General features: G+C 43.0%; 24 protein-coding genes, 1 rRNA gene and 2 other annotated features. All 25 genes read right to left on the bottom strand.

The features are described 5' to 3' along the window. Positions 1–109: 109 nt before the first annotated feature. The 25 genes from ACGTN9_RS19275 to rrf all read right to left on the bottom strand — a co-directional run bounded on the left by ACGTN9_RS19275 (position 110) and on the right by rrf (position 21,806). Entirely contained in the window at positions 110–712 is a 603-nt protein-coding gene (locus ACGTN9_RS19275) for a class I SAM-dependent methyltransferase (protein ID WP_499596019.1), read from the bottom strand. 191 nt (positions 713–903) lie between these two features. Further along, positions 904–1,266, bottom strand: a complete 363-nt coding sequence (gene rplL, locus ACGTN9_RS19280) for a 50S ribosomal protein L7/L12 (RefSeq protein WP_028781703.1) — start codon at positions 1,264–1,266, stop codon at positions 904–906. 59 nt (positions 1,267–1,325) lie between these two features. Beyond that, positions 1,326–1,826, bottom strand: a complete 501-nt coding sequence (gene rplJ, locus ACGTN9_RS19285; RefSeq protein ID WP_093046737.1) for a 50S ribosomal protein L10 — start codon at positions 1,824–1,826, stop codon at positions 1,326–1,328. Between the two features lie 66 nt (positions 1,827–1,892). Then, positions 1,893–2,037: a sequence feature (ribosomal protein L10 leader region), on the bottom strand. 48 nt (positions 2,038–2,085) lie between these two features. After that, on the bottom strand, positions 2,086–2,784 hold the full coding sequence (gene rplA / locus ACGTN9_RS19290) for a 50S ribosomal protein L1 (protein ID WP_499595993.1): 699 nt from the start codon (positions 2,782–2,784) through the stop codon (positions 2,086–2,088). Positions 2,785–2,900: 116 nt separating this feature from the next. After that, positions 2,901–3,326, bottom strand: a complete 426-nt coding sequence (gene rplK / locus ACGTN9_RS19295) for a 50S ribosomal protein L11 (protein WP_028781700.1) — start codon at positions 3,324–3,326, stop codon at positions 2,901–2,903. A gap of 145 nt (positions 3,327–3,471) precedes the next feature. After that, the gene (gene nusG, locus ACGTN9_RS19300; protein ID WP_093046735.1) at positions 3,472–4,005 is read right to left on the bottom strand and encodes a transcription termination/antitermination protein NusG; all 534 of its coding nucleotides are present in this window, start codon (positions 4,003–4,005) and stop codon (positions 3,472–3,474) included. A 123-nt stretch (positions 4,006–4,128) separates the two neighbouring features. Then, positions 4,129–4,305, bottom strand: coding sequence for a preprotein translocase subunit SecE (gene secE / locus ACGTN9_RS19305; protein WP_028781698.1), 177 nt, complete (start codon positions 4,303–4,305; stop codon positions 4,129–4,131). A 40-nt stretch (positions 4,306–4,345) separates the two neighbouring features. Beyond that, entirely contained in the window at positions 4,346–4,495 is a 150-nt protein-coding gene (gene rpmG / locus ACGTN9_RS19310) for a 50S ribosomal protein L33 (RefSeq protein WP_499595995.1), read from the bottom strand. Between the two features lie 75 nt (positions 4,496–4,570). Then, positions 4,571–5,221, bottom strand: coding sequence for an RNA polymerase sporulation sigma factor SigH (sigH, locus tag ACGTN9_RS19315; RefSeq protein WP_093046733.1), 651 nt, complete (start codon positions 5,219–5,221; stop codon positions 4,571–4,573). Positions 5,222–5,305: 84 nt separating this feature from the next. Continuing rightward, complete coding sequence (locus tag ACGTN9_RS19320; RefSeq protein ID WP_499595997.1) at positions 5,306–5,815, bottom strand: NYN domain-containing protein; 510 nt, start codon at positions 5,813–5,815, stop codon at positions 5,306–5,308. 2 nt (positions 5,816–5,817) lie between these two features. Then, positions 5,818–6,561, bottom strand: coding sequence for a 23S rRNA (guanosine(2251)-2'-O)-methyltransferase RlmB (gene rlmB, locus ACGTN9_RS19325; RefSeq protein WP_499595998.1), 744 nt, complete (start codon positions 6,559–6,561; stop codon positions 5,818–5,820). 4 nt (positions 6,562–6,565) lie between these two features. Then, positions 6,566–6,964, bottom strand: a complete 399-nt coding sequence (locus tag ACGTN9_RS19330) for a Mini-ribonuclease 3 (RefSeq protein ID WP_499596000.1) — start codon at positions 6,962–6,964, stop codon at positions 6,566–6,568. Between the two features lie 3 nt (positions 6,965–6,967). After that, positions 6,968–8,362, bottom strand: a complete 1,395-nt coding sequence (gene cysS / locus ACGTN9_RS19335) for a cysteine--tRNA ligase (protein ID WP_499596002.1) — start codon at positions 8,360–8,362, stop codon at positions 6,968–6,970. Continuing rightward, positions 8,343–9,014, bottom strand: coding sequence for a serine O-acetyltransferase (gene cysE, locus ACGTN9_RS19340; protein ID WP_499596004.1), 672 nt, complete (start codon positions 9,012–9,014; stop codon positions 8,343–8,345). Before cysE ends, cysS begins: the two co-directional genes overlap by 20 nt. Positions 9,015–9,155: 141 nt before the next feature. Further along, positions 9,156–9,368: a binding site (T-box leader), on the bottom strand. Between the two features lie 60 nt (positions 9,369–9,428). Continuing rightward, positions 9,429–10,898 (bottom strand): glutamate--tRNA ligase, encoded by a 1,470-nt coding sequence (gene gltX / locus ACGTN9_RS19345; RefSeq protein WP_499596006.1) that lies wholly within the window; start codon positions 10,896–10,898, stop codon positions 9,429–9,431. 81 nt (positions 10,899–10,979) lie between these two features. Then, a complete protein-coding gene (locus ACGTN9_RS19350) occupies positions 10,980–12,158 on the bottom strand; it encodes a bifunctional 2-C-methyl-D-erythritol 4-phosphate cytidylyltransferase/2-C-methyl-D-erythritol 2,4-cyclodiphosphate synthase (RefSeq protein ID WP_499596007.1) in 1,179 nt (392 codons plus the stop codon). A gap of 88 nt (positions 12,159–12,246) precedes the next feature. After that, the gene (locus ACGTN9_RS19355; protein ID WP_499596009.1) at positions 12,247–13,341 is read right to left on the bottom strand and encodes a PIN/TRAM domain-containing protein; all 1,095 of its coding nucleotides are present in this window, start codon (positions 13,339–13,341) and stop codon (positions 12,247–12,249) included. Between the two features lie 156 nt (positions 13,342–13,497). Then, positions 13,498–14,571 (bottom strand): DNA integrity scanning diadenylate cyclase DisA, encoded by a 1,074-nt coding sequence (gene disA / locus ACGTN9_RS19360; RefSeq protein WP_499596011.1) that lies wholly within the window; start codon positions 14,569–14,571, stop codon positions 13,498–13,500. Next, positions 14,572–15,948, bottom strand: a complete 1,377-nt coding sequence (gene radA, locus ACGTN9_RS19365; protein ID WP_499596012.1) for a DNA repair protein RadA — start codon at positions 15,946–15,948, stop codon at positions 14,572–14,574. A 149-nt stretch (positions 15,949–16,097) separates the two neighbouring features. Beyond that, positions 16,098–18,536 carry an ATP-dependent protease ATP-binding subunit ClpC gene (clpC, locus tag ACGTN9_RS19370; RefSeq protein ID WP_499596013.1) on the bottom strand — a complete coding sequence of 813 codons (2,439 nt, stop codon included), beginning with the start codon at positions 18,534–18,536 and terminating at the stop codon, positions 16,098–16,100. A gap of 25 nt (positions 18,537–18,561) precedes the next feature. Next, positions 18,562–19,629 carry a protein-arginine kinase McsB gene (gene mcsB, locus ACGTN9_RS19375; RefSeq protein ID WP_499596014.1) on the bottom strand — a complete coding sequence of 356 codons (1,068 nt, stop codon included), beginning with the start codon at positions 19,627–19,629 and terminating at the stop codon, positions 18,562–18,564. Next, positions 19,629–20,171: a protein-arginine kinase activator protein McsA gene (gene mcsA, locus ACGTN9_RS19380; protein ID WP_499596015.1), complete on the bottom strand. Its 543-nt coding sequence runs from the start codon at positions 20,169–20,171 to the stop codon at positions 19,629–19,631. The genes mcsB and mcsA overlap by 1 nt, the downstream gene beginning before the upstream one ends. 21 nt (positions 20,172–20,192) lie before the next feature. After that, positions 20,193–20,660, bottom strand: a complete 468-nt coding sequence (locus tag ACGTN9_RS19385) for a CtsR family transcriptional regulator (protein ID WP_093046721.1) — start codon at positions 20,658–20,660, stop codon at positions 20,193–20,195. A 204-nt stretch (positions 20,661–20,864) separates the two neighbouring features. Beyond that, on the bottom strand, positions 20,865–21,560 hold the full coding sequence (locus ACGTN9_RS19390; protein ID WP_499596016.1) for an MgtC/SapB family protein: 696 nt from the start codon (positions 21,558–21,560) through the stop codon (positions 20,865–20,867). A gap of 132 nt (positions 21,561–21,692) precedes the next feature. Further along, positions 21,693–21,806 (bottom strand): 5S ribosomal RNA (gene rrf, locus ACGTN9_RS19395). Positions 21,807–21,819 lie beyond the last annotated feature (13 nt).

Below are 21,819 nucleotides of genomic sequence, written 5' to 3' on the forward strand. Positions count from 1 at the left end.
ACCATTGTGAACCGCGTTCACTAATTTTATACATAAAATGCGAAAAAACCCTTGACATAGGAGTGCATATATAGGCATTTTCCAATAATAGCATAAACGATTAACCCAGTCAAACCTTTTTAGCTCGGAAGATATAATATCTTTTTTGCTTATCTACTACTTCTACCTCGCTAAATAATTCTTCCAGTTTTTTGCGTGCAGAAGGAGCACCTTGTTTTTTCTGAATGACCACCCAGAGTTCTCCCTTATCAACCAAAGATCGATAAGCGTCTTCAAACATAGCATGAACTACTTTCTTCCCCGCTCGAATAGGAGGGTTGGTCAAGACTGCTGCAAATGTAATATCTTGTACATTGCTTAATCGGTCGCTGACTTCCACCACTACATTGGATATGTCATTTTGCTCCGCATTTTTCCGTGACAACTCTACCGCACGTTCGTTTATATCTACCATATAAACCTTTCGTCCGGGATGGACTTTTGCCAGAGTCAAGCCAATCGGTCCATAGCCACAGCCTAAATCCAAAAAGCCACCATCTACTTCCGGAGCTTCAAAAGCTTCGATTAAAACACGGGAGCCAAAGTCTATTTCCTTTTTCGAAAAAACTGCATTATCCGTGGTAAAACGCAAAGTCTCTCCTTTGAGCGTATATTCCCATGTCCGCTCCTCACTGGGAGCATCAGTTTTATTGGAATAATAGTGTTCGGTCATTTTCATGCACCTGCTTCTTACTGGAATAGATAATCACGTTTGGCAAAACCCGGCTCGGGTAATCGCCAATCCTTATGTGGAAAGTCTTAGTTTTCCTTAAGCTTTAATCTTTAACAAAGTTAAGCTTCCCTAATATATAAGAAAAAGAAAGCTCGCCGATGAACAGCGAGCTTTACCTCTCAAGCATGAAATTACTTAACTTCTACAGAAGCGCCTGCTTCTTCTAGCTTACCTTTGATTTCTTCAGCATCTTCTTTAGAAATGCCTTCTTTGATAGCGCCAGGAGCGTTATCAACTAGATCTTTAGCATCTTTAAGTCCAAGACCAGTGATTTCACGAACAGCTTTTACGACTTTGATCTTGGAGCTACCAGCGCTCTCAAGTACTACGTCGAATTCTGTTTGTTCTTCAGCAGCTTCAGCTGCACCGCCGCCACCGACTGCAACTGGTGCTGCAGCAGTTACTCCGAATTCTTCTTCAATAGCTTTAACTAGATCGTTAAGCTCAAGAACTGACATTTCTTTAATCGCTTCAATAATTTGTTCATGACTCATGATTAAGTTCCTCCTTAAAATTGTTTGTTTTATAATTTAATCGTAACCAGAAAACGCTATTAAGCGCCTTGTTCTTCTTTTTGCTCGGCAACTGCTTTTGTAACGTAAGCGAAGTTGCGTACAGGTGCTTGAAGCACGCTGAGTAGCATAGATACAAGACCTTCGTAGTTTGGAAGATCTGCAAGTTCCTTGATTTGCTCAAGGCTAGCTACGTTACCTTCGATGACACCGCCTTTGATCTCCAGCGCATCATGATCCTTAGCGAAGTTGTTAAGGATTTTGGCAGGTGCTACTACATCCTCATCACTGAAAGCAATAGCTGTAGGGCCCACCAATGTTTCATTAAGCTCTGAAAGCTCTGCTTCTTCAGTAGCACGGCGAGTCATTGTGTTTTTGTACACTTTGAAATCAACGCCTGCTTCACGAAGCTGCTGGCGAAGCTCAGTCACTTCTGCAACATCAAGCCCGCGGTAATCTACAAGGATGGTAGACTTACTATTGCGAAGCTTGTCAGCAATTTCAGATACAATCTGTTTTTTGTGCTCGATAATTTTGCTCATCATTCCACCTCCTATTGACTTTTCATCATACCGCCAGGTGCCCAATTCATTTTTAAACGGCAAGTGTTAAAGATGAAAAAAGCCCCCATGTAGACATGGAGGCTTTGGTGAGAAACGACATACGAACAATCGCTTCGTTTATTCACACACCTCGGTAGGAAATTAAGCGTCAGCGCGCACCTACTGTCTACGGTATAACGTATTTATTTAAACAACATTATCCATTATATTTGTTATGCTTTAAAAAGTCAACAGCGAATTATTTACGGATGTAGCTGGAGACGTCTACTTTGATTCCAGGTCCCATTGTAGAAGCAATAGCGGAATTCTTCATATAAGTTCCCTTAGCAGCTTGTGGCTTCGCTTTTACAAGAGTATCTGTGATCGCTTCAAAGTTTTCAACCAGCTTATCTGTATCGAAAGAAACTTTTCCGATCGGCACGTGGATGTTCGCGGATTTATCAACGCGGTATTCCACTTTACCAGCTTTGATTTCCTGGACAGCTTTTTCTACTTCGAAAGTGACTGTACCAGTCTTAGGGTTAGGCATTAGACCTTTAGGTCCAAGCACGCGTCCCAATTTACCTACTTCAGCCATCATGTCTGGAGTAGCTACTACTACGTCAAAGTCGAACCAGCCTTGGTTGATTTTGTTGATCATATCCTGATCGCCTACGTAATCAGCGCCGGCAGCTTCCGCTTCTTTTGCTTTCTCACCTTTAGCGAAAACAAGGACACGTTGCGTTTTACCAGTACCATGCGGCAAAACCATCGCACCGCGGATTTGCTGGTCTGCTTTCTTAGGGTCTACACCCAGACGGAAAGCAGCTTCTACTGTCTCATCAAACTTCGCTTTAGCAGTTTCTTTCACTAATTCGACTGCTTCTTTCACTTCATATGCTTTTTCACGATCAACAAGCTTTTGAGCTTCTTGATACCTTTTGCTTTGTTTAGTCATTATTATTTCCTCCTCGTTGTGGTTTTAACGGTTATACCTCCCACGAATAAAGGTTGCGGAATGAAAACAAGCTCCATTCTCGCAACCTTTTACTCCAATAGAGCGACGCTGTGGGATTAGTCTTCGATAACGATACCCATACTACGCGCTGTACCTTCTACCATACGCATAGCAGCTTCAACGTCAGCAGCATTCAAGTCAGGCATTTTAGTTTCTGCAATCTCTCTTACTTTGTCACGATTAAGCGTCGCAACTTTGTTGCGGTTCGGTTCGCCGGACGCAGTATCAATGCCCGCTGCTTTCTTAAGAAGCACTGCAGCTGGCGGAGTTTTCGTAATGAATGTAAATGAACGGTCTTCAAATACCGTGATCTCAACTGGAATGATCATTCCCGCTTGTTCTTGTGTGCGAGCGTTGAACTCCTTACAGAAACCCATGATATTGATACCCGCTTGACCTAGTGCTGGTCCAACAGGTGGTGCTGGGTTCGCTTTACCTGCAGGGATTTGAAGTTTTACTACTTTGATTACTTTTTTAGCCACGAGACACACCTCCTTAAGTCCGTGATGTGGTAATGGGGCGATGCCCTCCCACTCAAAATTACAATATGTTAACTTCCTCTTTGTTCGAGGCACATAAAGAACATAAAAATTTTAGCATCTTTACGACCTGTTTGCAAGGGGGGAGTTATAATTTTTCAATTTGCGAGAAGTCCAGCTCTACTGGTGTCTCCCGCCCGAACATGTTGACGTGGACTTTTACCTTCTGTTTATCCAAATCAATGTGCTCAATCGTGCCAGTGAAATTAGCGAAAGGTCCGTCTGTCACTTGGACGCTTTCCTTCAGTTCAAAATCGATGTCGGTTACCGGCTCTTTCATTCCCATCCGCTTCAACACTGTCTCTACTTCTTCAGGCAAGAGAGGGGTCGGCTTTGATCCGGAGCCTGTGGATCCGACAAACCCGGTTACACCAGGAGTATTACGGACAACGTACCATGAATCATCGGTCATCACCATTTCAGCTAACACATAACCAGGGAACACCTTCTTCTTCGAAACCTTGCGTTTCCCATTTTTAATTTCTGTTTCTTCGTCTTCTGGCACTAGGACACGGAAGATTTTATCTTCCATCCCCATTGACTCGACGCGTTTTTCTAAATTCGTTTTTACTTTATTTTCGTAACCGGAATAGGTGTGAACCACATACCATCTTTTTTCCATGTATACAGGACAAGCTCCTTGCCCTTCCCTCCCTTATCTTAAAAATTTAAGCATTGAAAAAACCCGCGGAACGGGTTTTTAAACGTAAATCTTATTCACCATTATAGCATAAATCCGACGGCATTATTCAGGGAAGAAGAATTCAAGACCCCAAGAAATGCCCAAGTCAACAACTGCGAAGAATACAGAAACAAATGCCACTGTGGTTAACACAGTAATTGTGTAGCGCACAAGCTCCTGACCTTTGGGCCAGCTGACCTTCTGCATTTCACGCGACACGTTCTTCAAGAACTTAAACATGCTAAACCTCCCCCAACGTTGCGCCTGTCGGCTTCTTTCTCTATTTTGTTTCTCGATGCAATGTATGTTTGCCGCATTTTTTACAAAATTTGCGAACTTCAAGCCGTTCCGCCTGGTTCGACGTATTTTTATAAGAACTATAATTTCTACTCATACACTCAGTACAGGCTAAGACTACTTTGTTTCTCATGATACACCCCTAGATTAAGAGGATTTTTTCACTCTCATAAATGTAGCACGCTTGTCAAGGCATGTCAATGCAGGATTATAATATGATCTCAGCTACTTCCAGGTATTTCTCTAACTTCCGCTTCACTCGCTGCAAGGCATTATCGATCGATTTCACGTGCCTGTCCAATTCAGCGGAGATTTCCTGATAAGATCTGCCGTCCAAATAAAGGGTCAGCACTTTCCTCTCCAAGTCGCTTAACAATTCTGAAATTTTATCCTCCATGTCTCCGAATCTTTCCTTATTGATAATTAATTCTTGCGGGTCAATTGCTTTTGACCCGGCAATGACGTCCAATAGGGTACGGTCGGATTCTTCATCATAAATAGGCTTGTCCAAAGAAACATACGAATTCAGCGGAATATGTTTTTGACGGGTGGCAGTTTTAATAGCGGTGATGATTTGGCGGGTGACACATAATTCAGCGAAGGCTTTAAATGATGAAAGCTTGTCTTCTTTATAATCCCGAATAGCTTTATAAAGACCGATCATCCCTTCCTGCACAATATCCTCACGATCTGCACCAATCAGAAAATAGGTCCGGGCTTTCGCGCGGACGAAGTTTTTGTACTTATTGATCAGATAGTCGAGCGCCTGGCTTTGACCCTCGTTAATCCGTTCAATAATTTCTTCATCTTCCAGCTTTTCATAATCATAGATGTCCAACTCTTTTTGAACGATGCTCACTCAGGATTCCCCCCGACCCGTAGTGCCCTGAATATAGAAATATTATACAGTAAGCCTTTCCAAAACGTCAACAAGGCTCTTGGCTCATTTATCACCTCGGCGCCACTTCTCAAACACATCCAGCACCTCTTTTTTTATCGGAATCTTCGGCTGATATTTAATTTGTTTATGGGATTCTACGTCCTTTTCTATGCTTTTTTCGATATTTTTCACTTCAATATAAAGCTCCCTCGCCGACTTCCTTAAGGCACCCTGTCCGAAAATTGTCCGTTGTTCAGCATAATCGGAGGTGGCGACATAAACTTGTGTTCTGACGTCTTTCAGATCGCCCGCCAGTTTCTCAATCCGTTCATCAGCTGTTTCATTTTCCCGGGTGAAAATTACTTCAACGCGATGGCTTTTTTCTTTGTTTGCAAGTCCCCTTACATGATAGGCATCAAATACGATGATGACACGATCGCCGGTATACGATTGATACTCAGCCATCATGTCAATCAACAAATCACGCGCCTGGGAGAGGTCACTATCTTTAAATTTCTTCAACTCTGGCCAGGCCCCTATCATGTTATAACCATCTACAAGTAATACTATCATAGTTATCTACCTAAAGGGTTTCTTTTGCGATAGACTTCGTACATCAGCAGAGATGCAGCTACGGAAGCATTCAACGAAGTTACTTTCCCTGTCATCGGGAGCTGAATTGTCCAGTCGCACTTTTCTTTGATAATACGGCTGACCCCTTTACCTTCACTCCCGATTACAAGCGCGGTCGCCATCTCACCATCTAATTGACGATAATCTTCTGTACCTTCCGCGTCAGTACCGGCCACCCATACATGACGCTCCTTCAATTCATCGATGGTCCGCGATAGATTGGTCACACGGGCAACCGGGATGTACTCAATCGCTCCTGCCGACGTTTTTGCTACGGTCGCTGTCAATCCCACAGAACGACGTTTTGGAATAATCACGCCATGTGCCCCGACCGCATCAGCAGTTCTAAGAACAGAGCCAAGATTGTGGGGATCGGAAATTTCATCCAGGATGATGAAAAAAGGCGCTTCTCCCAACGACTTCGCTTTTGCAAATAAATCATCTAACGAACTGTAATCATAGGCTGCAACGGAAGCGGCAACCCCCTGGTGGTTCCCATCTACCAGTTGGTCGATCTTCTTTCTAGGTACCTTTTGAACCAGTGCCCCATTCTCCTTGGCAAGATGCTGAATTTTTTGAAAAGCTTGATGTTGCAACTGATCGGAAACAAACACTTTATTAATGGTACGACCTGATTTCAACGCTTCAAAAACAGGGTTTTTTCCAATGATCCATTCCTCACTCATATTCTCAACTCCTTTCTTCTACTTGCCGGATAGCATCCGTCACCAATTGTTCCAGCCGGTCTGTATTTCCCGCCAAATAGTGGTAACCTAACAGCGCTTCAAATCCTGTACTGTACCGATAGGTCTGTACATCGGTATTTTTTGGAATCGAACCTGATTTTGCATTTCTCCCTCTTCTTACGACCGCTTGTTCTTCCCCTGTCAAAAAATCACCTGTAAGCCAGGCTTGTACAACGGCAGCCTGAGATGTAGCTGCAACAAAGCGGACTGCGGAGCGATGCAACTGATTCGGCATCACAGCCCCCTGCTTTAACAAGTGATGCCGTACATACATTTCATAGACGGCATCACCCATATAGGCAAGGGCAAGGCTTTTCATTTGCTTTACTTCTATTTCTGCCATGGTTCAACCCCGCTTCCAGCGTGTGCCTTGGGGTGTATCTTCCAAAATAATATTCCGCGCTTTCAAGTCGTCCCGAATTTGGTCAGCAAGTTCAAAATTCCGATTCTTTCTGGCCTCGATACGTTTTTGTATCAACGCTTCGATTTCTTCATCGACCAATTCTTCCTGCTTCAACTCGATACCCAGGATTCCTGTAAGATTAACAAGCGCTTCCTCGAATGCTTCCACTACTTCTGCGGAAGTTTGCTGCGACTGTAAATAAAGGTTGGCATCTTTCGTCAAATCAAACAAAACAGAGATAGCATTTGCCGTATTGAAATCATCGTCCATTTCTTCCTCAAACCGCTGTTTATGATCGTTCACTTTATCCAGCCATTCGTTGTGGTCCTGCAAATCTACACTCGCTTTCTTACGATGCTGCAGATTTTCATAAGCATTTTTGATTCGGTCAAAACTGCTTTTCGCCCCTTCTAATAACGCATCACTGAAGTTGATCGGATGACGATAATGGACACTTAACATAAAGAAGCGGATGATATTAGGATCGTGCTTTTGAATCAAGTCATGAGCCAGGACGAAATTTCCTAATGACTTGGACATCTTCTCATTCTCAACGTTTATATAACCGTTGTGCATCCAGTAGTTAGCGAATGTCTGGCAATTATGTGCTTCCGATTGGGCGATTTCATTTTCGTGGTGAGGGAAAGTCAAGTCCTGGCCGCCGGCATGGATATCAATCGTTTCTCCCAAATACTTTTTAGCCATCGTGGAGCATTCGATGTGCCAGCCAGGACGGCCTTTACCCCAAGGACTGTCCCAGGAAATCTCTCCTGGCTTTGCCTGTTTCCACAATGTAAAGTCGAGAGGGTCTTCTTTCTTTTCCCCTACCTGGATTCTTGCACCGGTGCGCAGTTCCTCAATCGATTGGTGTGAAAGTTTGCCATATTCATCAAAGGAACGTGTTTTGAAATAGACATCCCCACCGGATTCATATGCATGCCCTTTTTCAATCAGGCCTTCGATGAATGCAATGATTTCCGTCATGTTTTCTGTAACACGGGGATGATGGACAGCCTCTTTAACTCCGAATGCTTTGACATCTTCTTTATAGGCAGCAATGAACCGGTCAGCAATAGTCGGTACTTCTTCTCCCAATTCATTCGCTGCTTTTATCAATTTATCATCAACATCCGTAAAGTTGAGGACGTAGTCTACCTCATACCCCTTATGCTCAAAATACCGGCGCACGGTATCAAACACGATAGCCGGGCGGGCATTCCCGATATGGATGTAGTTATATACGGTCGGACCGCATACATACATTTTAACTTTCCCTTCTTCCAGGGGAGTGAATACCTCTTTCGCTCGCTTAAGGGTATTATATATTTTTATTGCCATCGTGAATCGCTCCTTCGCTATCGTCAATCTGTTTTCTTAGCCGCATGATTTCTTCTTCCATCAACTTCAACCGATCATAAACAGGATCAGGAAGCTTATGGTGATCCAAGTCTTTTTCTCTTACTTTTATTCCGTCCTGAATGACGACCCGTCCAGGAATTCCTACGACAGTAGAGTTGTCAGGGACATCCTTCAGCACCACAGAACCTGCCCCGACTTTCGAATTCTCTCCAATTGTAATCGAACCGAGCACTTTTGCACCTGTGGCAACCAGAGAATTATCCAACAGTGTAGGGTGCCTTTTTCCTTTTTCTTTTCCTGTTCCACCAAGAGTAACTCCCTGGAAAATGGTCACATTATCCCCTATTTCACAGGTTTCCCCAATAACCACTCCCATACCATGGTCAATGAAAAAGCGGCGTCCGATCGTTGCTCCCGGATGTATCTCAATCCCTGTAAAGAAGCGGCTTACCTGGGATATGACGCGGGCAATGAAGAAAAACTTCCGCTTATAACAAGCATGGGCCACCCTGTGTGACCAAATAGCATGCAACCCGGAATAGGTAAGAATGACTTCAAAATACGTACGTGCAGCCGGGTCTTGATCAAACACGACTTCGACATCTTCCTTGAACATCTTGAATAGCCCCATACTTGACCTCCTTAACTAATATTAGAAAAACTTGGCTTGTCGCCAATTACTTATGGCGAAAGCCTTCGTATTTTCTTATACTTTAATCCTTTAAAAGTTAAACTTTCTTAAAGTATAAAAAAGCGCCTCTATGCTTATCAGCACAGAGACGCTTCAGGCGCGGTTCCACTCTGTTTGAGAAAATAACTTTCTCCAACTTGATCCCTGTAACGGGAGAACCCGCTTTCGTCTACTTATTTCGACGAAAGACTCAGAGGGGCATTTTCAAAAACAGCCCTTAAAACCACTTTCAGCCAAGGTGGTCATCTCTGTGTAAGGTGTCCGTTTTCTACTTTTCCTCATCAACGCTTTATATCATACGAAGCCTTTAAATGTATTATTACTATATTACAATCCTGATCCTTTGTGAATCATTTAGGCTTCTAGTTTTTTCAGTACGTCGTTCAATCGTACCGTTACGGTATCGATGCCAAGTAAATGAATAGCATCTGGAAGTTCTGGTCCATGGGTCTGTCCTGTCGTAGCAACACGGATCGGCATGAATAGCTTTTTTCCCTTGTGACCAGTCTCTTTTTGTACCGCTTTGATTTGGGCTTTGATATTCTGCGGGTTTACTTCCTCAAGCTCTGCAAGTTTCTGCTTGAACGTTTCCAGAACTTCAGGAACCTGTTCTCCTCCCAGCACTTCCATCGCTTCACTGTCATACTCGATCTCCTGTTTGAAGAATAACTCTGTTAGTTCGACGATTTCAGAACCGTAGCTTAATTGTTCATGGTAAAGGCTGATTAGTTCCAGCGCCCACTTCCGCTCTTCCCCATCCATATCTTCTGGAAGACGTCCAGCTTGAATCAAATGAGGCAACGTAAGGTCGACCACCTGGTCAAAATCAGCTGCTTTGATGTATTGGTTGTTCATCCATTTCAACTTAGCAGGATCGAATACCGCTGGTGAAGTCGACAGCCGATCAGGGTCAAACATCTGGATAAATTGGTCTTTCGTGAAGATTTCTTCTTCCCCTACTGGAGACCAGCCCAGCAATGTAATGAAATTGAATAATGCTTCTGGCAAATAACCAAGGTTCTTGTATTGTTCGATGAATTGCAGAATATGCTCATCGCGCTTACTCAACTTCTTGCGATTTTCATTCAGTATCAAAGTCATATGTCCGAACTTAGGCGGCTCCCATCCGAACGCCTCATAGACCATCATTTGTTTCGGTGTGTTAGATATATGCTCTTCCCCACGCAGTACATGAGAAATGCCCATCAAATGATCATCAATAGCAACGGCGAAGTTATAGGTCGGTATGCCATTTTTCTTCACGATGACCCAATCACCGAAATCACTGGAATCAAAACTTATATCACCACGCACAATATCATCAAACTTATAGGTATGATCTTTCGGCACACGAAGTCGGATACTTGGCTCACGCCCTTCCGATTCGAATTGTTCACACTGTTCCTGGGTCAAATTAGCATGAGCACCAGAATACTTAGGGACTTGACCTTTCGAACGCTGCTCTTCACGTTCCTGCTCTAACTCCTCAGCGGTCATATAGCACTTATACGCAAGGTCGCGCTCCAATAATTCATCAATATATTTACGGTAAATATCCAAACGTTCCATTTGACGATATGGGCCGTATTCCCCTCCAATATCGGCACCTTCATCCCACTCGATGCCAAGCCACTTCAAATAATCCAGCTGGCTTTTTTCGCCGCCTTCGACATTCCGCTTTTCGTCCGTGTCTTCCACCCGGATGATGAATTTCCCATTTAAATGACGTGCGTATAAATAATTGAACAATGCTGTTCGAGCATTCCCGATATGAAGATGCCCTGTTGGACTTGGTGCATAACGCACACGTACTTCGTTACTCATAGTATGTTTACCCCTTTCTGATTTCCGCTCCAATAAAGGTCGTTCGTTACCTTGTTCTATTTTATCATTTTTTCCTGCTCATTAGTTATCATTCTGCAAAAGAACAACAGCCTGGGCGGCAATTCCTTCACCCCTGCCTGGAAAACCTAACTTTTCCGTGGTGGTCGCTTTTACGTTAATACGAGCCATATCCGTCGCTAGCAAAGCTGCTATATTTTCTCTAATTTCCTTGATATAGGGGGCCATTTTTGGAGCCTGGGCAATGACCGTACAATCCAGGTTACCAAGTTGATAGCCTTTTTCCTGTACAAGACTCCAAACTTGTTGAAGCAATTGGGAGGAATCAGCATCCTTGAAGGCTTCATCTGTATCAGGAAAGTGTTTCCCGATATCCCCTTCCCCTATTGCGCCTAAACAAGCGTCAGCAACGGTATGAAGTAATACATCAGCATCGGAATGTCCAAGCAAGCCTTTAGTATGAGGAATTTCCACTCCCCCAATGATACATTTTCTCCCTTCGGCCAATTGATGTACATCAAATCCTTGTCCAATCCGAAACATTTCTTCATCCCCTGTCTGGTTGTATTTTGTAAGCTGAGACTGTGCTTTCATTTTATCTTCCGGTGTTGTCAATTTCATATTATCATAGCTTCCTTGTACCACCACTACATCTTTCCCCATCCGCTCTACGAGTGAGGCATCATCCGTACCGTAATAACCAGCCGCTTTTGCCTGCTCATGAGCCTGTAATATCAATGGATAGGAAAAGCTTTGCGGTGTCTGGGCAGCCCATAAACTACTCCGTTCAAGCGTCTTTAATTTATTGTCATCCCGCTGCTTGATCGTATCAGTAACTGGAACAGCAAGTAAAGCAGCCTCGTGCTGCTTTGTCATCTCCGCTAATTCATGCAAATGCTGATGTTCTACAAAAGGCCGGGCTCCATCATGGATGAAGACAGGAATACTTTTATCTGAAACATACCGCAGTCCTTCGTAGACACTGTCCTGACGTTCTTTACCTCCTTCAGCAAACCGGATATTTGTGTTGAAGGAGTAGGATTTGACCAATGACTGCATGCTTTGTTGTTCATTTTCGTTAATGACCAAAATGATTTCCTTGCACCATTCATCTGTTTCGAAAACAGATAAAGTATGTATAATCAGTGGTTTATCATCCAGCAGCAGGAATTGTTTATTTCTTCCCGCTTTCATTCGCTTCCCTTGCCCAGCCGCAAGCACTATGGCTGTATAGTTGATCATCACGCATCCATCCTAACCGTTTGTAAACAACAAAAGCGATAACATATCTGTTATCACTTTTGTATATCCTTATTTGTTTATACCCTTTTTATAAGGCTTTTTCAAGTGGTTTAGGTTTAGCAAAAATCATCCGGCCGGCGGATGTCTGTAAGACACTTGTAACAATGACATCGATGGTTTCGCCAATGTAGTTCTTGCCTTCTTCGACAACAATCATGGTTCCATCATCCAGATATGCCACTCCCTGATTCTGCTCCTTACCATCTTTGATTACCTGGATTTTCATTTCTTCCCCAGGCAGTACAACCGGCTTGACGGCATTAGCAAGGTCATTGATATTCAAAACTGCCACGTTCTGAAACTCACATACTTTATTTAAATTGAAATCGTTTGTAACGACAACCCCATCCATCACTTTAGCAAGCTTTACAAGTTTACTGTCCACTTCCTGGATTTCTTCAAAGTCGCCTTCATATATTTCCACATTGACAGGCAGATCTTTTTGAAGACGGTTGAGTATATCAAGCCCTCGTCTTCCTCGATTCCGCTTCAATCCATCAGAAGAGTCGGCAATGTGCTGGAGCTCTTCGAGTACAAATTGGGGAATGACAATCGTTCCCTCAAGAAAGCTAGTTTGACAGATATCCGCTATCCGTCCATCAATGATCACGCTTGTATCCAGTATTTTCGGTTTAGGGACCTCTGCAGACTGATCAGAAGAGCCTTCTTCCTCCGGCCTTTTCTTTTCTCTTTTTCCCGTGTTATTAAATAAGGCCAGTATCTCATCTTTCCGCTTAAAACCTACCTGGAACCCGAAGTACCCAAGGAAAAATGTCAAGAAAATCGGAACAACCTGACTGACAACCTGGATTTGAATATCCTGGATAATCATGTTGATCAAAAATGCAATAACAAGACCGATAATCAAACCGAAACTTCCCAATAACAAGTCAGCCAGTGGGGCTTTGACGAGCGTATCTTCAAACCACCTTAATAAATTCACAATAGAATCGACCAGCCAAAATGTTAATAAAAATAATATAAGTGCTCCTAAAACAGCGCCCACATAAGCAGATTGTACCCAGCCCTGGTTAGTAAAAAGCTTCATTAATTCAGGAATATACAAATACCCTAATGTAGCACCCGCAATAATAATAAATAATTGCACAATTCTTTTAAGCACTCTGTTCACCTCCTAGCCAACAGTATGACCAAAATTGGGTTCCTATAACCATGAATTCTTCAACTAAATATATATTTTCTAAGTTAGCACAATTTACAAATATAGTCAATTTTTTAACATAAAATTTTACCACACTGACAAGATGAATGTCAAACCTTAAATGTGCCTGTCTACAAACAATTGTTCCTGCACACGATCCAGCCCATCTCTTATTTTGCTTGCACGAACATCACCAATACCATCGACCTTAACTAACTCTTTAGTAGAAGCCATCACTATGTTATTAAGTGTCGTAAAACGTTCTACAAGATGTTCAATGATCAATGGGGGAAGACGAGGAATCTTTTTCAAAATACGATACCCTCTTGGTATGATGGAGTCCTGCATTTTTTGAGTAGCAGGGTACCCAAGCAGTTTAAGAATCTGCTCTCCCGACATTAATTCAGAATCTGTAGCTTCTTGCATTTTCTTCAGTAAATAAGAAGGTTCATAATCCGGGTTTTTACTGTAATCCTTGAGAAGAAGTGTAGCCTCTTCTTCAATATTGGACACAAGTTCGGTCAATTGCAGTTGTACCAGTCGCCCTTCGGTTCCAAGTTCATTAGCATAATTCAATATCTCTGTCTTGATTCGAAGCACCATTTCAATACGGTGAATGACCTGAATCACCTCTGAAAAGGTGACCATCTCTTCAAATTCCAGAGCACCAAGATTTGTAATCCCCTGATCCAGTACTTTTTTATACTTCTCAAGCGTCTGAATGGCTTGATTCGCTTTAGTCAATATGACGCCGATGTCTTTTAACGAATACCGTAAACTGCCTTTGTACAGCGTGATGACATTTCTCCGCTGTGAGATGGCGATGACCAGATGACCGGTCTGTTTAGCCACCCGTTCAGCAGTTCGATGTCGCATGCCAGTCTCAGTAGAAGTAATGTTGGAATCTGGTATCAACTGAGCGTTAGCATATAAAATATATTCGCCTTCATCATCCAGTATGATAGCCCCGTCCATTTTTGCCAGCTCATACAAATGGGCAGGGGTGAAAACGGAGTGGATATGAAACCCGCCATCGACGATATTTTGCATCTTTTCATCATATCCTACCACAATCAGTCCGCCAGTGTTCGCTCGCAGGACATTATCAATCCCTTCACGAATTGGAGTCCCCGGGGCGACAAACTGCAGTATGTCGCCGATTACGGACTCTTTCATTTCATGCCATTCCATCTATCTCTCTCCTAACGTCACGTTTAATGCTTCTTGTACAGTATTGACTCCGATTACGTTAATATTAGCTGGAGGCGTCCAGCCATCAAGATTTTTTTGAGGAATGATTACACGCTTAAAGCCAAGTTTAGCGGCCTCTTGTATACGTTGTTCAATACGGGCGACACGACGTATCTCACCAGTCAGTCCTACTTCCCCTACCACGACATCGTCAGCTTTAGAAGCTTGATTCCGGAAGCTCGATGCAATACTGATAGCGACAGCGAGATCGATAGCCGGCTCGTCCAGCTTCACTCCCCCCGCTACCTTTAAATAAGCGTCCTGATTCTGCAGCAGGAGACCTACCCGTTTTTCCAGCACAGCCATAAGTAATGGTACACGGTTGTGATCCAGCCCGGTAGCCATACGTCTAGGGTTACCGAAAGTGGTAGGAGAGATGAGCGCTTGTATTTCTACTAAAACGGGCCTTGTGCCCTCCATCGAAGCTACAATCGTTGATCCGGCAGCACCCTGGGATCGTTCTTCCAAAAAGATTTCCGAGGGATTATCAACCTCTTCCAACCCCTTTTCCTTCATTTCAAAAATACCCATCTCATGCGTGCTGCCAAAACGATTCTTTACCCCTCGCAAGATCCGGAAAGTGTGGTGCTGTTCCCCTTCAAAATATAAAACAGCATCTACCATATGTTCTAACAGTCTCGGCCCGGCGATGGAACCTTCTTTTGTTACATGTCCTACAATAAATATCGGGATTCCTTTACTTTTTGCCACTCGCATCAACTCACTGGTACATTCACGAACTTGGGAAACACTGCCCGGAGCGGAGGTTACTTCTTCCCGGTAAATCGTCTGGATCGAGTCGATGACCACAAATTTCGGTTCAATCGCCTCAATCTGGTTAACCACTTCTACCAGGTTTGTTTCCGGGAGGACGTAAAGTTCTTCCGAATTTATGGACAGCCGGTCAGCCCGTAATTTTGTCTGCCGTGCTGATTCCTCCCCGGATATATATAAAACCGGCATTCCTTTGTCGGCTAATTGTGAAGATACTTGTAATAACAAAGTTGACTTACCAATTCCCGGATCTCCCCCTATTAAAACCAGGGAACCCGGCACAATTCCGCCACCGAGCACACGATTCAACTCGGGCATATTGGTGGTGATGCGCGGCTCTTTTTCAGAATGGATGGCAGTTATTTTTTCTGGCTTTTTTGAGCCACTGCTATTGTCTGCCTGGAACACGTGGCGTGATGGATCCTTGGAAACTACCTCTTCTACTAAGGTATTCCATTGATGACAGGCCGGGCATTTGCCCATCCATTTCGCTGATTCATAGCCGCATTCCTGGCAAACAAATTTACTTTTCTTTTTTGCCAAGGTGATCTCCCCTTACTTCAATTATTGTATACGAAAATGATTATGAGAAAGTTACAGAGAAGCTAAACTTTTTTAAATATCCATAATGAAAGCATAGCGAAAACAGAAAAAAATCGGAAGGCAAACACCTTCCGATTTTTAAAATACTATTATTTGGCATGAACGACAAATTTATCTTCGTCGCTAATATCGATATCTACTTTCTGTCCTTTTTCAATATTTTCTTTTAATAGTTCTTCAGATAATAGATCCTCGACATTTTTCTGGATCGAGCGACGCAATGGTCGTGCACCATATTCTGGATCGAAACCTTCGCTGGCAATTTTTTCGATTGCCTTCTGAGATAGGGTGAAGTCAATATCTTGTTCTTTGAGACGCTTACGCAGCTCTTCAGCCATAAGCGTTACAATGTCTGTCATGTGTTTTCTCTCTAGAGAATGGAAGACGATTGTTTCATCAATACGGTTCAAGAATTCTGGACGGAATGCTTTTTTCAATTCATCCAGAACTTTAGATTTCATATCAGCATGACTTTGATCCTCATCACCCAGACTGAATCCAACGAATTTATTGCGTTTCAATTCTTGGGCACCTACGTTGGAAGTCATAATCAGAACTGTATTACGGAAGTCAACGACACGGCCTTTGGAATCCGTCAGTCGTCCATCTTCTAATACTTGTAACAGGATATTGAACACTTCTGGATGAGCTTTTTCAATTTCATCCAATAACACGACAGAATATGGCTTGCGGCGAACTTTTTCTGTCAGCTGTCCGCCTTCTTCATGGCCAACATATCCTGGAGGTGAACCTACCAGACGAGACGTACTGTGTTTTTCCATATATTCAGACATGTCGATTCTGATCATTGAATCTTCATCGCCAAACATGGTTTCAGCAAGAGCGCGGGCAAGTTCTGTTTTACCTACCCCAGTCGGTCCTAAGAAGATGAAAGAGCCAATCGGACGTTTCGGATCTTTCAAGCCAGCGCGGGCACGTCGAATGGCTTTGGAAATGGATTTCACCGCTTCTTCCTGACCGATTACTCGTTTATGAAGCGTATCTTCCATGTTCAGCAGACGCTCGCTTTCATCTTTCGCAAGCTTAGACACCGGAACACCGGTCCAGGTAGAAACGACCGCTGCAATGTCCTCTGTGGATACTTCTGAGCTTTCCTGTCCTTGCTTTTCTTTCCATTCATTTTTAGTCTGTTCCAGTTCATCACGCAGACGCTGTTCACTGTCACGGAGAGAAGCTGCTTTTTCAAACTCTTGCCCTTGAACCGCTGCATCTTTTTCTTTTCGGACTTCTTCTAGTTTTTGCTCCAATTCTTTAAGGTTTGGCGGAGCTGTATAAGATTGCAAACGGACTTTGGAAGCCGCTTCATCAATCAGGTCAATTGCTTTATCCGGCAAGAAACGATCCGTAATATACCGGTCTGATAGCTTAACTGCAGACTCGATCGCCTCATCCGTAATAGTTACTCGATGATGGGCTTCGTAACGGTCACGAAGTCCTTGTAAAATCTGAACCGATTCTTCTGAAGTCGGCTCATCCACTTGAATCGGCTGGAAGCGTCGTTCAAGCGCGGCATCCTTCTCGATATATTTACGATATTCGTCCAGTGTAGTGGCACCGATACATTGTAGTTCCCCGCGAGCCAGCGACGGCTTAAGGATATTAGAAGCATCAATCGCGCCTTCTGCACCACCAGCGCCGATCAACGTATGCAATTCGTCAATAAATAAAATAATGTTGTTGGCCTGACGGATTTCTTCCATTACTTTTTTCAAACGATCCTCGAATTCACCACGATATTTAGTTCCAGCAACCACTGTCCCCATATCGAGCGTCATCACTCGTTTATCGCGAAGGATCTCAGGAACTTCATTACTGATGATCTGTTGTGCTAATCCTTCTGCTATAGCAGTTTTACCAACACCAGGTTCACCGATAAGGACTGGATTGTTCTTGGTACGACGACTTAATACTTGAATGACACGTTCGATTTCTTTTCCACGGCCGATGACCGGATCGATATTTCCTTCTTTGGCAATTGCCGTTAAATCACGGGCCAAAGAATCGAGCGTTGGTGTGTTGGCGTTGGCAGCCTGGCTGGAGCCGCCCCGGCGGTTCTGCCCGTTTGATGATTCATTATTGCCTAGCAGCTGCAGCACTTGCTGACGAGCCTTATTCAGGCTTACACCTAAGTTATTCAATACGCGGGCTGCAACCCCTTCTCCTTCCCGAATCAATCCTAGAAGGATATGCTCGGTTCCAACGTAAGAGTGGCCAAGCTTTCTTGCTTCATCCATTGATAATTCAATCACTTTTTTAGCACGTGGTGTATAATGAATGGTTTGAGAAACCTTTTCGCCACGCCCTATCAACTGTTCTACCTCACCTTGGATTTTTTCTGCTTCTAAACCTAGTGCGGTTAAAGCTTTCGCAGCGATGCCCTCTCCTTCACGTACTAAACCCAGAAGGATATGCTCGGTTCCAATATTATTATGACCTAGTCGTACTGCTTCTTCTTGTGCAAGTGCTAACACTTTTTGTGCTCTTTCTGTAAATCGCCCAAACATCATGGGACATAACCTCCTCATTAATAGTTTACTGTTTTTCTAATTGTAGTCGCTCCCGTATCAGGGATGCTCTACGTATATCTCTTTGGTCCGGTGTCAGTGTTTCCTGAGCGTATTGTTGTAAAAAACCCGGTTGTGTTAAAATCATCAGCTCATTCAATATATTTTTAGATATATTCTTAATAAAACCTAAATCGATACCAAGACGTACATCGGACAAACATTTTGCTGCTTCTTTAGACTCAATAATTCGGCTGTTCTTTAGAACTCCATAAGAGCGGAACACCCGGTCTTCCAGCTGAAGACCAGAGCGTTGCATCAGTGTCTCACGTGCCCGCCGTTCCTGATCGATCAATTGCCTTACCACACTTTGTAAGTCTTCAACAATATCATCTTCTGATTTACCAAGGGTAATCTGATTAGAAATTTGAAAAATATTGCCTAAAGCTTCGCTTCCTTCTCCATAGATGCCTCTTACTACCAGGCCCAGCTGGTTGATAGCAGGAATCATCCGATTCACTTGTTGCGTCATTGCCAGCGCAGGCAGGTGCATCATAACAGAAGCACGCATCCCGGTGCCAACATTTGTAGGGCAAGCGGTCAAATAACCGCGCTTTTCATCAAATGCGTAATTTACTTTTTCTTCCAGCCAGTCATCCAGTTCTGAAGCTCGTTTTAAGGCTTGTTCTAATTGAAAGCCGGGATAATATAACTGGATGCGAAGATGATCCTCTTCATTAATCATGACCGATATCTGCTCATTCTCAGAAATCAACGCTGCAGAATGGTCCGAATGTTCAGCAAGATGAGGACTGATCAAATGCTTTTCTACCAATACCCGTTTTTCAATCGGTTTAAGATTGTTCATTGGCACTAATTCAAAGTTTTTGTATTCCTTGAATGATTGGTGTGCGTATTCCTGATCAAAAAAATCAAGAATCGGTTTAAGGTCTTCTTCTTTAGCAATAATCGGAAAAGTTACTTGAGCGAAATTTCTCGCCAGCCTAATCCGACTACTTAAAACAATGTCACTATCAGGACCTTCTTCTTTCATCCAGGGGCTAATCGCTTCATTCATGAAATTCTGAAGAGACATCATCCATCCCCCCCTTGCTCATTTTGAAGCTGTTTTTCCAGTTTACGAATTTGATCGCGTACCTTTGCAGCTTCTTCAAATTCCTCTTTCTCAATTAATTGATGCAACAGATGTTTTTTTTGTTCGACTTCTTTTCTTAAGTGGAGATTTCCGCCTTCACGCTTTGGAATTTTACCATTATGCTCGGTGTTGCCACTGTGTACCCGGCGGAAAATCGGATTAAGTTTATCATCAAACGTCTCATAACATTTTGCACACCCGAATTTACCGATTCTCGTAAATTCCTGATAGGTGAGCCCACATTTAGGGCATTGCAGCTTTTGGGCTGGCGGCGTGGACGATGGCGCTGTCCCGCTGTTAATAGATGCTGCAGCATCAAAATTGAGCAAGCCGGATAGCAAGTTATTAAGTGAAAAAGAACTCTCGCCGTAACCTTTTTCCTTAGCACACTGTTCACATACATGCACTTCCGTTTTTTCTTCATTAACCACTTTTGTCAAATGTACAGTTGCCGGACGTTGATGACATTCTTGACACTCCATCTTAACTCCTCCCCTCTCCCTTTATGACATTTTATACCTCAGAGTAGTTAACATCGCAGTCAATATTTTCGACCTTACCTCATCGCGTAATGGCAGTTGAAATGCCAATACCTCACGAGTCATTGCACTTACCATCAGCTTAGCTTCCCGCTCAGTGATAATTTCGTCTTCCAGTAATCGTTCAATGATGTCAATGGCAGCAGTCTGCGTCACTTTCGGCTGGATGATTTCTAAAATTTCGTCTAAAAGTTTCGTATCATCCTGATGTTTGACCCGCATTATACGGATATAACCTCCGCCGCCACGTTTACTTTCTACTATATAACCTTTTTCCACAGTAAATCTAGTCTTAATCACATAGTTGATTTGAGAGGGAACACATTGAAACTGTTCTGCTATTTCGCTGCGTTTGATCTCAATGACTTCTTGTTGATTAGCCTCAAGTATCTGTTTTAAATATGCTTCAATGATGTCGGATATATTCCGCATCTTCCCTCCTCCTCTTTTGACTTTGACTATCTTTGACTTTAATTTTATTATACTCAAAATTTTTCGAGACGCAACTAAAATGTTTAGAATTTTTACCTACCATCCATGTTCCCCTAAACCAAGGGATTTTAAAACAACGATTTATAGGTGATTATGTAGAAAAAAGCCGTACTACAGTTATGCAGTACAGCTTAAGATGAAAAGTCATGTTTTTCGCTCATATACCAATTTGACATGATTTATTTTAGAAAGACAATCAAATAAGACAGCTTGATCAAACTTTTGTCCTCTTTCCATTTCTATAAAGAGCGTCCGTTCTCCTGTCCGTTCGTTTTCAATCGACAAACGTTTTACGTTAATTCCGAAATCATCAAAAGTAGCGACGACCTCTCCCATATTCACTTCTCCATCTACAATCAAACGGACGAAATTCTTTCCCCGTCCAGCCATGATCTTCTCTTCTATTTGGTTTAACACCACTAGACTGAGCAGCACTAAAATGGTAGTTAAAATAGCAGCATCGTACATTCCGGCTCCAATTACTAATCCAATTGCAGCTACCGTCCATATCGAAGCTGCTGTAGTTAACCCTTTGATGGTCATACCATTGACAATGATCGTTCCTGCACCTAGAAAACCAATACCACTGATAACATAAGAAGGGATCCTTGCAGGGTCGAAACGGACATTTTTATATGCTTCCATAAATGACTCAAAACCATATAAGGATAAGAGCATCATTAAACACGCTCCTACTCCGACTAATATGTGTGTTCTGAAACCAGCGGAATGATTTTTTAACTCTCGTTCAAAGCCGATTAATCCAGATAAAAAGAGTGCAATTAACAGCCTGACTAAAAATATATCAAAATCATCATCTAAGAATGTTATAGCTTCCATTACCAGAATTCACCTCCAACTACAGTACATATGCTGATTATATATAAGTATGATTAGTATAGCATTGTATGCATGGTATTTTAAAATACAAAGAAACCCGGAAGCCTTGGAAGACTTCCGGGTTTCTTGCTTGCCTAGCGGCGTCCTACTCTCACGGGGATAAACCCGACTACCATCGGCGCTGGAGAGCTTAACTGCTGTGTTCGGCATGGGAACAGGTGTGACCTCTCCGCTATCGCCACTAGACCTTTATGATGTA

Origin of the sequence: Halobacillus sp. B23F22_5 (genome assembly GCF_043497085.1) — a bacterium.
Lineage (GTDB): Bacteria > Bacillota > Bacilli > Bacillales > Halobacillaceae > Thalassobacillus.

What these genes read in the sequence shown, in the direction of transcription:
- rplA (WP_499595993.1), bottom strand. Translation starts at nt 2,784, where the DNA reads ATGACTAAACAAAGCAAAAGGTATCAAGAAGCTCAAAAGCTTGTTGAT.
- ACGTN9_RS19275 (WP_499596019.1), bottom strand. Translation starts at nt 712, where the DNA reads ATGACCGAACACTATTATTCCAATAAAACTGATGCTCCCAGTGAGGAG.
- secE (WP_028781698.1), bottom strand. Translation starts at nt 4,305, where the DNA reads ATGTTTAAGTTCTTGAAGAACGTGTCGCGTGAAATGCAGAAGGTCAGC.
- cysS (WP_499596002.1), bottom strand. Translation starts at nt 8,362, where the DNA reads ATGGCAATAAAAATATATAATACCCTTAAGCGAGCGAAAGAGGTATTC.
- rpmG (WP_499595995.1), bottom strand. Translation starts at nt 4,495, where the DNA reads ATGAGAAACAAAGTAGTCTTAGCCTGTACTGAGTGTATGAGTAGAAAT.
- ACGTN9_RS19330 (WP_499596000.1), bottom strand. Translation starts at nt 6,964, where the DNA reads ATGGCAGAAATAGAAGTAAAGCAAATGAAAAGCCTTGCCCTTGCCTAT.
- disA (WP_499596011.1), bottom strand. Translation starts at nt 14,571, where the DNA reads ATGGAATGGCATGAAATGAAAGAGTCCGTAATCGGCGACATACTGCAG.
- ACGTN9_RS19385 (WP_093046721.1), bottom strand. Translation starts at nt 20,660, where the DNA reads ATGCGGAATATATCCGACATCATTGAAGCATATTTAAAACAGATACTT.
- rplJ (WP_093046737.1), bottom strand. Translation starts at nt 1,826, where the DNA reads ATGAGCAAAATTATCGAGCACAAAAAACAGATTGTATCTGAAATTGCT.
- rplL (WP_028781703.1), bottom strand. Translation starts at nt 1,266, where the DNA reads ATGAGTCATGAACAAATTATTGAAGCGATTAAAGAAATGTCAGTTCTT.
- nusG (WP_093046735.1), bottom strand. Translation starts at nt 4,005, where the DNA reads ATGGAAAAAAGATGGTATGTGGTTCACACCTATTCCGGTTACGAAAAT.
- rlmB (WP_499595998.1), bottom strand. Translation starts at nt 6,561, where the DNA reads ATGAGTGAGGAATGGATCATTGGAAAAAACCCTGTTTTTGAAGCGTTG.
- ACGTN9_RS19390 (WP_499596016.1), bottom strand. Translation starts at nt 21,560, where the DNA reads ATGGAAGCTATAACATTCTTAGATGATGATTTTGATATATTTTTAGTC.
- cysE (WP_499596004.1), bottom strand. Translation starts at nt 9,014, where the DNA reads ATGGGGCTATTCAAGATGTTCAAGGAAGATGTCGAAGTCGTGTTTGAT.
- mcsB (WP_499596014.1), bottom strand. Translation starts at nt 19,629, where the DNA reads ATGTCTCTTCAGAATTTCATGAATGAAGCGATTAGCCCCTGGATGAAA.
- clpC (WP_499596013.1), bottom strand. Translation starts at nt 18,536, where the DNA reads ATGATGTTTGGGCGATTTACAGAAAGAGCACAAAAAGTGTTAGCACTT.
- ACGTN9_RS19320 (WP_499595997.1), bottom strand. Translation starts at nt 5,815, where the DNA reads ATGATAGTATTACTTGTAGATGGTTATAACATGATAGGGGCCTGGCCA.
- gltX (WP_499596006.1), bottom strand. Translation starts at nt 10,898, where the DNA reads ATGAGTAACGAAGTACGTGTGCGTTATGCACCAAGTCCAACAGGGCAT.
- ACGTN9_RS19350 (WP_499596007.1), bottom strand. Translation starts at nt 12,158, where the DNA reads ATGATCAACTATACAGCCATAGTGCTTGCGGCTGGGCAAGGGAAGCGA.
- mcsA (WP_499596015.1), bottom strand. Translation starts at nt 20,171, where the DNA reads ATGGAGTGTCAAGAATGTCATCAACGTCCGGCAACTGTACATTTGACA.